Source organism: Marinobacter sp. UBA5687 (assembly GCF_002420325.1).
GTDB classification, from domain to species: domain Bacteria; phylum Pseudomonadota; class Gammaproteobacteria; order Pseudomonadales; family Oleiphilaceae; genus Marinobacter; species Marinobacter nauticus.
On sequence record NZ_DIHV01000111.1, the window covers coordinates 1 to 12,942 of the forward strand.

At 55.2% G+C, this 12,942-nt stretch carries 12 protein-coding genes; 6 read left to right on the plus strand and 6 right to left on the minus strand.

What is annotated here, in order from left to right; genetic code table 11:
* Positions 1-74: 74 nt before the first annotated feature.
* Complete coding sequence (locus B3Y70_RS11670; RefSeq protein ID WP_288589836.1) at positions 75-449, plus strand: MarR family transcriptional regulator; 375 nt, start codon at positions 75-77, stop codon at positions 447-449.
* 216 nt (positions 450-665) lie between these two features.
* Complete coding sequence (locus tag B3Y70_RS11675) at positions 666-1,154, plus strand: MipA/OmpV family protein (RefSeq protein ID WP_227716183.1); 489 nt, start codon at positions 666-668, stop codon at positions 1,152-1,154.
* Positions 1,155-1,269: 115 nt separating this feature from the next.
* Here B3Y70_RS11675 and B3Y70_RS11680 read toward each other — a convergent pair whose 3' ends face one another.
* From B3Y70_RS11680 to B3Y70_RS11700, 5 genes are read right to left on the minus strand one after another with little or no spacing between them, the layout of a single operon-like run.
* A complete protein-coding gene (locus tag B3Y70_RS11680) occupies positions 1,270-4,305 on the minus strand; it encodes an efflux RND transporter permease subunit (RefSeq protein ID WP_091817884.1) in 3,036 nt (1,011 codons plus the stop codon).
* Positions 4,302-5,354, minus strand: coding sequence for an efflux RND transporter periplasmic adaptor subunit (locus tag B3Y70_RS11685; RefSeq protein WP_091817893.1), 1,053 nt, complete (start codon positions 5,352-5,354; stop codon positions 4,302-4,304). Before B3Y70_RS11685 ends, B3Y70_RS11680 begins: the two co-directional genes overlap by 4 nt.
* A 37-nt stretch (positions 5,355-5,391) precedes the next feature.
* Positions 5,392-6,294, minus strand: coding sequence for an alpha/beta fold hydrolase (locus tag B3Y70_RS11690; protein ID WP_091817887.1), 903 nt, complete (start codon positions 6,292-6,294; stop codon positions 5,392-5,394).
* Positions 6,284-6,775, minus strand: coding sequence for a PaaI family thioesterase (locus B3Y70_RS11695; RefSeq protein ID WP_022988828.1), 492 nt, complete (start codon positions 6,773-6,775; stop codon positions 6,284-6,286). Before B3Y70_RS11695 ends, B3Y70_RS11690 begins: the two co-directional genes overlap by 11 nt.
* The gene (locus tag B3Y70_RS11700; RefSeq protein ID WP_022988827.1) at positions 6,772-7,257 is read right to left on the minus strand and encodes a PaaI family thioesterase; all 486 of its coding nucleotides are present in this window, start codon (positions 7,255-7,257) and stop codon (positions 6,772-6,774) included. Before B3Y70_RS11700 ends, B3Y70_RS11695 begins: the two co-directional genes overlap by 4 nt.
* 258 nt (positions 7,258-7,515) lie before the next feature.
* Between B3Y70_RS11700 and B3Y70_RS11705 the strand changes: the two genes are divergently transcribed.
* Entirely contained in the window at positions 7,516-8,130 is a 615-nt protein-coding gene (locus tag B3Y70_RS11705; protein ID WP_011784139.1) for a TetR/AcrR family transcriptional regulator, read from the plus strand.
* 41 nt (positions 8,131-8,171) lie between these two features.
* Here the strand turns inward: B3Y70_RS11705 and B3Y70_RS11710 are convergent, their stop codons facing one another.
* A complete protein-coding gene (locus B3Y70_RS11710) occupies positions 8,172-9,242 on the minus strand; it encodes an AraC family transcriptional regulator (RefSeq protein WP_228285755.1) in 1,071 nt (356 codons plus the stop codon).
* A 129-nt stretch (positions 9,243-9,371) separates the two neighbouring features.
* Between B3Y70_RS11710 and B3Y70_RS11715 the strand changes: the two genes are divergently transcribed.
* The 3 genes from B3Y70_RS11715 (at position 9,372) to B3Y70_RS11725 (ending at position 12,443) form a co-directional block, all read left to right on the plus strand.
* Positions 9,372-9,692, plus strand: coding sequence for a 2Fe-2S iron-sulfur cluster-binding protein (locus B3Y70_RS11715; RefSeq protein ID WP_031209878.1), 321 nt, complete (start codon positions 9,372-9,374; stop codon positions 9,690-9,692).
* Between the two features lie 119 nt (positions 9,693-9,811).
* On the plus strand, positions 9,812-11,119 hold the full coding sequence (locus B3Y70_RS11720) for a cytochrome P450 (RefSeq protein WP_227498311.1): 1,308 nt from the start codon (positions 9,812-9,814) through the stop codon (positions 11,117-11,119).
* Positions 11,120-11,192: 73 nt separating this feature from the next.
* A complete protein-coding gene (locus B3Y70_RS11725) occupies positions 11,193-12,443 on the plus strand; it encodes an NAD(P)/FAD-dependent oxidoreductase (protein WP_091817890.1) in 1,251 nt (416 codons plus the stop codon).
* Positions 12,444-12,942: the final 499 nt, after the last annotated feature.

A 12,942-nucleotide genomic window follows, 5' to 3' on the forward strand; every position in this document is an offset into this window, starting at 1 on the left:
ACCTATGAGAAATCCGGGCTAGAGATCAGTTTCCTTTCGCCAATGCCCGGGTAGCAAGGCGCTGGCGCAAGTTATTGGATGAGCGCCTGAAAGACCTGGGGGTTACCCAGGCTCGTTGGTTCACCATGGTTTGCCTACAGCGTGGTGGTGGAGGATTGACCCAGCGGGAGTTAGCCCATTTGATGACCATCGAAAATCCGACATTGGTCCGCCTGCTTGATAGCCTCGAGGAGCAGGGTCTGATTGAACGCCGGCCCTGTAAGCGTGATCGGCGCGCCAGGCTGCTGTATCTTACCCATGCCGATGAGCGCTTTATGAGCGATCTGAATGAGCGGGCGAATGTGTTGCGAGAGGAGATGCTGAAAGGCATTGAAAATACCGACCTGGAAGTCGCCCTGCGTGTTTTTGAGCGGGTTATGGAAAATTCCGCCAACCTCAAAAATTCCTGAACCCGAGACATTTTTCAAACGCAAGCGACAAGATTAGAACGGGAGCGTTCCGCAAATTCCACCGGCGCAGGACAATTCCATCATGGATGGCTGTCAATCATTAATTGTGTTACGTTTAGTTTATACTGAACAGATTGAACAAATTGTGCGGGCAGCCGTCTCATCATTTCTGGCCGGCCACCAAAAAGTCGCCGTAGCGGAAGGTATGTCAGCATTCTGGGGCGCGACAATGATGAGGATCTTGAACGCCTGGACAAGATTGATGGCGGCGCGATCGCCGGCTTGCGCGTTGCTTACAATCACGACGCATGGTTGTACAGCGCAGCCGTCCAATCTCCCTTCACCGGCGATGTCGATGGCTATCAGGTGGTGCTTAAGGCACGATGGCGGAACCAGTTCAGCGATCAATGGTTTGCCTCCCTGGGGCCGAACCTGACCTACAGCAGTGATGACTGGACAGACGATAGGTTTGGTATTTCCGATACGGAAAGTGCCCGCTCCGGCTTGGCCTCCTATAGCCCTGATGGCTATGCCCGGTATGGCCTGACAGGCAGTTTGACCTATTCGTTGTCTGCGCAATGGTCGGTCACCGCGACCGCCGGGGTGTCACAATTAACCGGCGATGCAGAGGATAGCCCGATTGTCAGTGATATCGGGGAGGCTACCCAAGCCTACACTGGTGTTTTTATGAGTTACCGATTCTGAATGTCTCCGGGGACCGGGGCAATTCATTTCACGGGAAGGGGCAAGTAACCCCTGAATTTCCCGGTTCTGGCTTCGTCGGCTATGTAAGGATTACTTCGGAGCTCAAACACCTGGCTCACTTTTGCTCTAACCGAAACCAGAGTGCGTAAAGCGCTGGAACAAACAGTAGGGTGATCAGAGTGCCGACTGCTACGCCCCCTATAAGCACATAAGCGAGCGGCCCCCAGAAAAGGTCAAAGGTCAGAGGTACAAACGCCAGAACGGCCGCCAGGGCAGTGAGTACCACGGGGCGGGCGCGTTGGACGGCTGCCTCGACCACGGCTTCCCGGGCAGCCATCCCAGTTGTGAAGTTGTCCTGCACCTGCTGCGTCAGAATCATGGTGTTTCGCATCAGGATACCGCCCAGGCCAATGAGCCCCAACAACGCGGTAAAGCCAAAAGGTTGATTAAACAACAGCAAAGCCAGCACAGCGCCAATGAGTCCCAATGGCGCGGTGGCCAGAACGGTCAAGGTGCCGATAAATGAACGCATCTGAAGCATGATGAAAATCAGCATCAACGCCAACATCACCGGTTGTAAAGTCTGAATGGAGGCGTTGGCCTTGGCGGATTGCTCCACCGTACCGCCAATTTCAATACGATAACCGTCCGGTAACCGTTCACGCAGGCCTGCCATCGTACTCCAGATCTCTTTGGTGACATCCGGTGGCTGGGCGCCTTCCACATCCGCCTGAACGGCCAGGAAGGGGGCGCGGTTGTAACGCTTTATAACCGGTTCCTCATAACGAACCTGCCACTGCCCCAGTTGTTTTACGGAGAGTTTGCGGCCGTCGCGGGTTTTGATTTCAAGATCTTCGGGCATCATGATTTCACCGCGGGCATTACGCGCCACCAGTTGAACGCTCCTTATGCCCTGGCGTAACTCGGTAACGGCCACGCCGCGAAGCTGGAACTGGAGTTGCCGTGCAACCTCTGCCGGGGTCAGGCCCATCCAGCCCAGGTTTTCCGGGTCCAACTCAAGATAGAGCGTGGGCACACGCTCATCCCATTCGAGGTGCGGCATGACGATGTTCGGATGCCCGGTCATGAGAGTCCGAATCTGGTGCGCGATCTCTCTGAGTTGATCGGGTTCCGGACCCAACACTCGAAAACTGACCGGCCAGGCCACCGGCGGGCCGTACAGCAAACGCGTTACACGCACTCTCGCCTCAGGAAACTCACCCGCCGCGATTTTGGCCTCCAGCGTCGAGATGATGTGATCGCGCCCTTCAACGTCCTGCCCGATGGCAATCAACTTGGCAAACGCCGGGTCCGGCTGCTCGGGGTTTGCCGATACGAAGAATCGGGGTGCACCGGCACCGATGTAAGCGGACAGGCTTTTAACCTCCGGCATGTCCATCAATATCGCTTCGAGGCGTCTGACGCTTTGATCCGTGGTGGCAATAGCGCTCCCCTGCGGAGCATAGACACTGATCAGAACCTCGGGGCGATCAGAACTGGGAAAAAACTGCTTCTGTACCTGGGTTGCCATACCGAAAGCACTGAGAGCCAGTAAACCCACTGTGAGAAAAACGACGGTTTTTCGGTACCTTACACACGCTGCAATCACCCCACGCAACCGCTGATAAAAAGCGCTTTGGTAAAGGTCCTGGCCAGTATGCCCGATGTAATCGGGCAATAGCTTGACGCCCAGATAAGGCGTAAAGGTGACCGCCACCCCCCAGGAAATCAGCAACGCAAAAGCCAGCACCCAGAAGATGTTACCGGTGTATTCCCCGACACCCGACTGAGCAAAGCCGATGGGGACAAAACCGGCCACTGTTACTAGCGTTCCAGACAGCATGGGCGCGGCTGTGACGCTCCAGGCATGACTGGCTGCCCGTACCCGGTCCCAGCCACTCTCCATCTTCACAATCATCATTTCAATGGCGATGATCGCATCGTCCACTAACAGGCCCAGCGCGATAATCAACGCGCCCAGGGTGATGCGGTCCAGGTTAATGCCCGCTATTTTCATCAATAAAAAGGTCAGCCCGAGAGTAACGGGAATCGCAATGCCCACCACTAAACCCGCACGCAGGCCGATCGCCAGAATACTGACGCCCATTACGACGACCAATGCCACCAGAAACTTGACCTGAAAAAGATCAACGGCCTGAGTGATGGCCTCAGCCTGGTTGGTCAGGGTCTGTATTGACATCCCCAGGGGCAGCCTGGCCTGTTCAGTGCTGACAAACTTACTGAGCCGTTCACCAAACTCCAGGCCATTTTCGCCCGCCTCCATGACGACGCCCAGGAGGATCGCATCCTCACCGCTGGAACGGACGATGTAGTTCAACGGATCTTCATAGCCCAAACGCACCTCGGCCAGATCAGACGCGGTGATAACTTGGTCTCCGATACGCAGAGGTACTGAGGCGAGGCGCTCAAGGTCAGACAGGTCAATGTTGCTGCGGACATAAACCCGCGGGCCGGCAAGATCAACAAAGCCCAGAGGCTCAAGGCGATTGTTGGCCTCTATCGCCTGCAACACTTCTTCTGCCGACAAGCCGAGATTGTTGAGCCGGTCCTGATCAAACTCGAGATACACCCGCTCAGGACGCTCAGCCAGGATCTGTGCCTTTTGCAAGCCGGGAAGCAGTTGCAGGCGATCTCGTATCTCTTCTGCCTCGCGGGTCAGTTCACGCATTGGCATTCCCGGTGCTGTGACGGCCATCAGGGAGAAATACACGTCTGAGAAATCATCGTTAACGATGGGGCCGATGACACCACGGGGGAGATTGAGGCTTTCATCGGACATGCGCTTGCGAACCTGATAGTAGAGATCGGGCATTTTTTCACTGGGCGTATAATCCTGGAATCGGATAAGCATGGTGGCCTGTCCGGGCCGAATGGTGGTTTCAACAGTGTCGAAATACGCCACTTCCTGGATTTGCTTTTCCAGACGATCCGCCACCTGATTCCGTAGCACCTCGGGGGTTGCTCCCGGCCAAACCACAGAGACCACCATCGACCGCACGGTGAACGCAGGGTCTTCCGCCCGACCAAGGGATGAGAACGCGTAGAAGCCCGCAACAACGGACATCAAAAGAAAAAAGAGAGTGACCGAACGCTCGCGCACTGCCAGTGCGGAAAGATTAGGCAAGCTCATTGAGCCAGCTCCCGCACCGCCATGCCAGGCGTGAGCAGGTGTGTCCCTAATGCGACGATCGGCGTAGTCGCGTTGATGTTGGCCCGGATCTGCGCATACTCCTCACCCAAATCGATAACCTCGACCGCAAGGGGGGTCACCATGCCGTCGGAGACCAACCAGACCTGCGGCGTTTCTCCTCTCTCATCAAGGGCACCCAGCGGTACACGATGGCTGGCCGTGGTTTGTTTCTGCATCAGCCGGACACTCACCACTGAACCAAGCGTTAAAGACGAAGGGTAGGGCCCCTCCAGGCTGTATCGGGCACGCCAGCTCCGGCTTCTGGCGTCGGCAGCCCCGGCAATCTCTCTCAGATTCACCGCAAGCTGTTCGCCATTGGGTAAAGGAACATAACCTTGCCGGGGCGGGTTGCTGCCCTGAGGTAAAAAGACCTCGACTTCCAGGGATTGATCTTCAGCCAGAACGGCAAGGGTTTGACCGACACCCACAACCTGGCCGGGCTCAACGATGACCTCGGTGATCACGCCTGCATTGGCGGCTTTTAGTTCCGCATATCCCAGAGCATTCTGAGCCTGCTGATTTCGTGCAGAAGCCGTTTCCACCTGGCTGCGTGCTTCACGCTCCGCCAGTTCAAGGCGTTGCAGGGTTTGTTCGCTGACAAACTGACGTCCTACCAGTTCCCGCTGTCGCTGGAGCTCATTAGTGGCAATGGCCAGGGCCGCTTCTGCACGCCTCAGATCTGCGGCGGCCCCCTCCGCGGTTGCGATAAGGTCTCGTGAATCGAGTTTGAACAGTAAGTCGCCTTTTTCCACGCGCTGACCGGGATCGATGAAACGTTGTTGAATCCGGCCGGCGATCTGAAAGGCCTGGGGAACTTCGTGGCGGCCTCGCAGGGTTCCTGAAAACCTCTGAGATGTTGGACCTGCCTCCTTCAATTCCACTGTTTTTACCCAGGGAACAGGGGGGCGGGCCTCTGGAGGCGTTTCCGCGGACTGCTGACAACCTGACAGAATGAGCAGCGAGATAAACAGGGTCAGCAGAAAGCGCATGGCAGATGTCTCGATCGGCAAGATTAAGGTGTGGATATCAGTTCTCGCGGCATCCAGTTAAAGCTAGTTGCAGGATGGCATCGCGAACGGTGTCCTTCTGTTCCATAGGCAGAAAATGGGTCGTGCCTTCAAGAATCCTTATGTCAGCCGAAGGCAGCAGGGCCTTCAGGCGTTTTTGTGCCTTTGGTGAGAAGGTTGACCCGCGTTCCGCCGCCAGTGCTATAACCGGGCACCGCAACTGACGAATACCGGGCCAGGGGTTGTGTTCGGTATGGGCAAAGGTGGTGCTCTCCCACTCGGGCGCACACGCCAATTGAACTTGGTCACCCTGCGGCACGAAGGCGTGTTGGACGTAGGCGTTCAGCCATGCTTCGGGCCAGGTCTTGAAGCCACCGCGGCCACGATAGTTTTCTAGCGCAGCAGCGTGCGACTGGAATACTCTGCGCCGACGTGCGGCTCCTGCGGCCAGTGACAACCGTTGTGACTGACGTAACAGCTTCGTCAACCACAACTTCAGACCCTGCATCGGGTCCATGATCACCGGTTCCGCCAGAATCAGACCCAGCACTTTATCAGGCCGCCGGGCAGCGGCCATGATGCTGGTGGTGGCACCAATGGAATGGCCGGCAAGCCAGACCGGCTCGTCCAGGCATTCCAGCAGAGCGATCAGGTCGCGATAATAGATTTCCCAGCCCCGGAATGTCGACAGGTTGGCTGCACCAACGCTGGCCCCGTGTCCTCGCATGTCCCAGGCAAGGACATTGAAGTCCGTGGCGAGCTCGTCAAGCAGTGGATGGTACAGGCGGCCATGGAAACCCGTGGCATGTGCCCAGTGCAGCGTGGGGCGCGCTTTGGATTGCGGCCAGCGCCACAGTGCGATATCGGCGCCATCCGTCGCCCGGAATTCGTCGCGTTCAGGTGTGTTGTGCTTAATGTCCATGACGGTCTTCTTGTTGGGCGGCCATTGTCGGGAGCAATAACTGAACCTGACCAGTGGCGATCGGTTTTTTATCATCGCCTTGCCAGCAGGTCACCTGGACCAGGCTGGTGCGCCTGCCTTGCCGAATAATGTCGGCCCTGGCGAACGTCGATCGGGCCTTCGCGGAGCGGAGGTAATTGATGTGGCTGTCGAGAATGCGCGGGCAACGTGTCTCTGCATCCTGGCTTTGCGCAGCCACCCGCGCGGTGAGTTCGATCAGGGCTCCAAGCACGCCGCCATGGAGGGCTGGTAGCATGAAGTTGCCAATCAGCGCTTCACGACACGGCAAATGAACCAATACGCCTGCATCACCGCGCTGAACCTCAAGCCCGAGGTGCTGTGCATAGGGAATGCGCTCCAGAAGAGCCTGCCAGTCAGCACATTCTTTCGCACTTTCCGCAGTGCCTGAGATTTGTGGGGCCGAATCGCCAGTCGTGCTCATGCGCTCTCCTTTCCTCGTCCACCTGCATGCAATTGCTGTCCCTGGGTGTTACGCATGAAGGTGGCGTTTGCCGTCGCTAGTAACTCGCGATTTCCCTCGCTAAGGATGTCACAATGAATAAACGCGACATCGTCCGATAAATGACGACAGGTGGCCACCGCTGACAGGGCCCGGTCGCCGATGGCAGGCCGCAAATAATCCATGCGCAGATCCAGAGTGGCAATGGGCATCAACTCCAGGGCACCCGCGAATACCGCCAAGCCTCCGGCGGAGTCTGCCAGCGAGTAAAGTACGCTGGTGCAGATTTCTTTTGTATCCTTATGGGCGAACATCCATGACTGCGGGGTTAGCCGCATACAGACCTGGCCCTGGTCTACCGAGACAACTTGCATGCCCAGATCCCTGCCGTGAGGAACCTGTTCGGTGAACTGCCACGCCGTCGTCACAGCGTCACTGTGCTGAAGTTTGTTCAGATCGTTCATCAGATCCGCTCAGTCTGACATGCATTTCGCGCAGGGGCGGAAGTGTAGAGGACCAGTGGATTGTCATAGGTCATTGCCATGGCGTTCTCTTGTGAGTAGCATTGTTTCCAAAGTTTGGTTGGTCAACCAACCAAAAGTCAACACTTTGTTAATCCAAATGGCACGGCACCGGTGTAATGGCGTACGATCAGTGAAACGAATCGAATGATGGCTGCTCTGATGATTAATAAACGGGATTGCTCAGGAGGTGTTTAAGCCATGGTTGACAGACAGATTACCCCTGCAAGCAAACTAGGCGATCAGGGTAATGTTTTGTCTAACGCCGCCCGGCTGTTTCGTGAGAAAGGTTTTGAAAGGACATCTCTTAAGGAGATTGCAGAAGCCTGCAATATGCTGCCCGGAAGTCTGTATTATCGTTACAGCAGCAAGGAAGCGCTGCTCGTTGAGCTGATGCGTCGGGGAGTAGACCTGGTTACAACAGAGGTTGAAACCGCGTACGCCAGCTCGGACGATCCCGTGGAACGATTGCGTCTTTGTATCAACGCACATTTGCACGCCCTGCTGGTTGATTCGGATACGGTTTACGTACTTTTGTTTGAGTGGCGTTCACTGAGCGCGGAGGCCCGCGGGGACATCATCGCTTTGCGTGACCAGTATGAATCCCTTTGGGCCGAGATCATCGAAACGATGATTGAGCAAGGCGTGATTCGGAAGGATGTCAATGCTCGCCTGCTTCGCCTAATCGGCCTCGGGGCGCTCAACTGGGTCGCAACCTGGTTTGATCCGAAAGGTGTCTATACACTCGACGGCATTGGTGATTTTGTCTGGAACGTCATCATGGATGGTGTAATCAGGAAAAGTGTACGAACATAGGCACTGGCTCCCCAAGCGTAATTAGCGCCGGTTTATGTTTGTTAATCACGTGTATAGATGGTGTGTGATCTGACGTTTAGCCTGAATTGCTCAGGTGGCTGGCCAAACCAGCGTTTGAAGGCGCGTCTGAAATTGGCACTGTCGTGATAATTCATCAACGCAGCAATGGCCTCGATTGACAGTTCGCTGTCACGCAGGTACAGCGCTGCCTGCTGAGACAGAATCTCGTCACGGATTTTTCGAAAATTGCTGCCTTCATAGCTGAGTTTACGCGACAGGGTGCGTTTGCTGATGAACAGAGAGGCAGCCGCTTCCTCTTCATTGAGCGTTCCCGGCGGCCGGGACAACATCATCTTCTTCAGCCGGGTCTGGTAGCTTGGCTTATCGGACTGAAGTTGCGCAAGCATGGCTTCACACTGTCGCATGGCCAGATGATAGTTTTCATGATTGGCAGAGGCGTTTGGTTCCCGACACAAGGCCATCGGCAAGCTGAGTTTTAATTGGCTGCAATCAAAGTGAATCTGCCCGGACAAAAAGTCCGAATACGTTGCGTGATACTCGGGTTTCGGATGGGCAAAGCATACTTCAGCCTCGCGCAAAGGGCGGCCAACCATGAACTCGCCGAATTCGAAAAGTGCCTTGAGCATCGCATCCGACAGGCAACGCTGTATGTCATCGTCTAATGGCCCCAGGTACTGCAGAATACATTCCAAACGCTCACCGACTTGCTGCAAGTGCAACTGGATGAAGCTCGCGCGCGTGGGCAGGAATGTCCGAATCGCGTGTAGAGCAGTGAGGAGGTCGGGGCTGCTGTAAGCCACGAACCCCATTGCTCCGTGGGTTGCCGGAGTCATTCGTTTACCCAGCCTTAACCCAAATTCTGGCTGGCCGGACAGATCCATTGCATTACGCAGGATCTGTATCTGCTGAGCCACAGTAAGCAGTCCGTCCTCGCTCAAAAATTGCGTCACCCCAAGTCCAGTGCCCCGCAGCAGACGCGGAAGTTGTCTGGCTGTCAGATTCAGCTCACGTGCAACTAGCCGTGAGTAATTCGATGGAATATCCGGACCGGGACTTTGCAACTCCTCCATTTTCTTCCGCGCCACCATCATTGATACCCCCCTTCCTAAAGTTTCGCCATTTTGTCTTCAAATGACCCCTGCTTGTCAAGAAATGACCTGAAAAATATGCTGGCAGACAGGCAATATCTGTCAATCATCAATGCTGGTAGGAGAACAACATTGGGCAAAGTTACGTTTATCGAACATGATCAAACTGAACATGTCGCAGAATTCAAAGCTGGTTCCTCGGTAATGCAAATCGCTGTTGATAGCGCCATTCCCGGTATCGACGGGGATTGTGGGGGGGAGTGCGCCTGCGGTACCTGCCACGTTATCGTCACGAACGAATGGTTCAGCAAGACAGGCACGCCTGGCAATGAGGAAGAACAAATGCTGTCAATGACACCGGAGCGGGCGAGCACTTCGCGCCTGGGCTGCCAGGTGGTACTGACTGATGAAATGGACGGCATGACCGTGCATTTACCCGAGTTCCAGATGTGAACACAGGAGGACGCATGCCAACACTGCCCAGAACATTTGACGACATTCAGTCCCGACTGATTAACGCCACCTCCAGGGTGGTGCCGATGCAGAGGCAAATTCAGGGACTGAAATTCTTAATGAGCGCCAAGAGGAAGACCTTCGGCCCACGCCGACCGATGCCCGAATTCGTTGAAACACCCATCCCGGACGTTAACACGCTGGCCCTTGAGGACATCGATGTCAGCAATCCGTTTTTATACCGGCAGGGTCAGTGGCGCGCCTATTTCAAACGGTTGCGTGATGAGGCGCCGGTCCATTACCAGAAGAACAGCCCTTTCGGCCCCTTCTGGTCGGTAACTCGGTTTGAAGACATCCTGTTCGTGGATAAGAGTCACGACCTGTTTTCCGCCGAGCCGCAAATCATTCTCGGTGACCCTCCGGAGGGGCTGTCGGTGGAAATGTTCATAGCGATGGATCCGCCGAAACACGATGTGCAGCGCAGCTCGGTGCAGGGAGTAGTGGCACCGAAAAACCTGAAGGAGATGGAGGGGCTGATCCGATCACGCACCGGTGATGTGCTTGACAGCCTGCCTCTGGACAAGCCCTTTAACTGGGTACCTGCTGTTTCCAAGGAACTCACAGGCCGCATGCTGGCGACGCTTCTGGATTTCCCTTACGAGGAACGCCACAAGCTGGTTGAGTGGTCGGACAGAATGGCAGGTGCAGCATCGGCCACCGGCGGGGAGTTTGCCGATGAAAATGCCATGTTTGACGACGCGGCAGACATGGCCCGGTCTTTCTCCAGGCTTTGGCGGGACAAGGAGGCGCGCCGCGCAGCAGGCGAGGAGCCCGGTTTCGATTTGATCAGCCTGTTGCAGAGCAACAAAGAAACGAAAGACCTGATCAATCGGCCGATGGAGTTTATCGGTAATTTGACGCTGCTCATAGTCGGCGGAAACGATACGACGCGCAACTCGATGAGTGGTGGCCTGGTGGCCATGAACGAATTCCCCAGGGAATTTGAAAAATTGAAGGCAAAACCGGAGTTGATTCCGAACATGGTGTCGGAAATCATCCGCTGGCAAACGCCGCTGGCCTATATGCGCCGAATCGCCAAGCAGGATGTCGAACTGGGCGGCCAGACCATCAAGAAGGGTGATCGAGTTGTCATGTGGTACGCGTCGGGTAACCGGGACGAGCGCAAATTTGACAACCCCGATCAGTTCATCATTGATCGCAAGGACGCACGAAACCACATGTCGTTCGGCTATGGGGTTCACCGTTGCATGGGCAACCGTCTGGCTGAACTGCAACTGCGCATCCTCTGGGAAGAAATACTCAAGCGTTTTGACAACATCGAAGTCGTCGAAGAGCCCGAGCGGGTGCAGTCCAACTTCGTGCGGGGCTATTCCAGGTTGATGGTCAAACTGACACCGAACAGTTAATTAACCGATTGACCAGGATGGCATCCGAACGTGTGGAGAATCCAATCCCAGGGCACAGCGAAAGAGATAGCCTATGGTAAGCAAACGTAAAGAGAGGACGGTCATTGTTGGCGGTGGGCACGCAGCAGGTGCCCTCCTGACAGCCTTACTCCAAAAAAAATATCAACATGAGGTCGTTCTGGTGGGGAATGAACCTCATCCGCCCTACCAACGACCGCCGCTGTCCAAGAATTACCTGACAGGAGATGTTGATCAGGAGTCGCTGTACCTGAAACCGCGCTCGGTATACGAGAACGCAGGCCATCAGTTGCGGCTCGGTGTGCGCGTCGAACAAATTGATCGGGACAGTAGCACCATCAGCTTGTCGGATCAGAGCAGGCTGCAATACGATCGACTGGTCCTGGCCACCGGGTCACACCTTCGACACCTGAACGCGCCCGGGGCTGACTTAAATGGCATTCATTACCTGCACGACATAGCTGATTCAGAGGTACTGCGTGAACAGTTAGTTGCTGGAAAGCGCCTGGTCGTCGTGGGTGGTGGTTACATCGGCCTTGAGGTGGCGGCCAGTGCCAACAAAAAAGGTGTTAATGTCACGGTGCTGGAAGCCGCCGAGCGCCTTATGCAGCGCGTTACGGGCCCGGAAATATCAGCGTTCTTTTACGACAAACACCGCGGCGCCGGCGTGGACGTACGTCTGAACACAGCGGTAACCGGCTTCGAGGAGGGCGATCAGGGGCATGTGGCTGGCGTGACGTTGGCGGACGGAGGCACCGTACCGGCCGACATCGTCCTTGTGTCGATTGGCGTTATCCCGGAAACCGCTCTGGCTAAGGGCGCCGGCCTGCCCTGTGATAACGGTATTATTGTTGACGAATTTACCCGTACCGAGGACCCCGCCATCTTGGCGATCGGTGACTGCACCCGGCACCGGAATCTTTTCTTCGAGAAGATGCAACGGCTCGAGTCTGTCGCCAATGCTGTCGATCAGGCTCGTACAGCCGCAGCAACCCTGATGGGTGAGGAGAAACCCTATGATAGCGTTCCATGGTTCTGGTCAAACCAGTACGATGTTCGTCTGCAGATGGTAGGATTGTCGCAAAATCATGATCAGCGAGTGGTTCGCGGCAGCCCCGAGGATAAAGGATTTGCCGTGTTCTATCTCCGCGAAGGCTGTGTTATTGCTGTTGACGCGGTCAACCTGCCCCTTGCTTTTTTGGTAGGCAAGACACTCGTTCAACAACGCAGAACGATCAACCCGGAACTACTAGAGGATCCGGATACTGAACTGAAATCTTTGGTGAACGGAAGGCTCCAGAGTTGAAGGCAATATGTTGCGTGGCAACCGAAGCAGCCAGTCACCGGAGTGAGCCAATAAATATGAACTTGATCCTCTTAACAATAAAAGGTTGTGACTTTCCGCGACCGCTATGGGTTGAGGTGTATATCACTGAATCTTGGTTAAATCACACCAAGCACTTAATGTTTTCGGCCTCTTCTCTTGGAAGTGTCACTGTTGAAGCCGTTGGAAAGTGGCATCCAAGAACGGGCTACTCAGAGTTCAAACTGCAGGCAGTCTGTAAATCAAACAGAGTGAGATTCAGGCTTGTTGGAGATGTAAATGGGAGGCGGGTTCTGACATCCGGTATTGATATCAGGACACTTGACCAATTGAATCAAAGGTACGGCGCTAGTGAAACAGTTTTTTATAGCAAGGACGTACCAGTGCTGATGGCAATCTATTACTCAACTAAACGGTTAGAGGTTTTTAAATAACGTTTGCTTGGCAAGCCCCCGATATCCTAGCCCGGATTTCTCATGAG

Bases quoted from the DNA above. Each gene is read 5' to 3' on its own strand.
- B3Y70_RS11680 (WP_091817884.1), bottom strand. From the start codon at position 4,305: ATGAGCTTGCCTAATCTTTCCGCACTGGCAGTGCGCGAGCGTTCGGTC.
- B3Y70_RS11705 (WP_011784139.1), top strand. From the start codon at position 7,516: ATGGTTGACAGACAGATTACCCCTGCAAGCAAACTAGGCGATCAGGGT.
- B3Y70_RS11710 (WP_228285755.1), bottom strand. From the start codon at position 9,242: ATGATGGTGGCGCGGAAGAAAATGGAGGAGTTGCAAAGTCCCGGTCCG.
- B3Y70_RS11685 (WP_091817893.1), bottom strand. From the start codon at position 5,354: ATGCGCTTTCTGCTGACCCTGTTTATCTCGCTGCTCATTCTGTCAGGT.
- B3Y70_RS11725 (WP_091817890.1), top strand. From the start codon at position 11,193: ATGGTAAGCAAACGTAAAGAGAGGACGGTCATTGTTGGCGGTGGGCAC.
- B3Y70_RS11690 (WP_091817887.1), bottom strand. From the start codon at position 6,294: ATGGACATTAAGCACAACACACCTGAACGCGACGAATTCCGGGCGACG.
- B3Y70_RS11720 (WP_227498311.1), top strand. From the start codon at position 9,812: ATGAGCGCCAAGAGGAAGACCTTCGGCCCACGCCGACCGATGCCCGAA.
- B3Y70_RS11695 (WP_022988828.1), bottom strand. From the start codon at position 6,775: ATGAGCACGACTGGCGATTCGGCCCCACAAATCTCAGGCACTGCGGAA.
- B3Y70_RS11700 (WP_022988827.1), bottom strand. From the start codon at position 7,257: ATGAACGATCTGAACAAACTTCAGCACAGTGACGCTGTGACGACGGCG.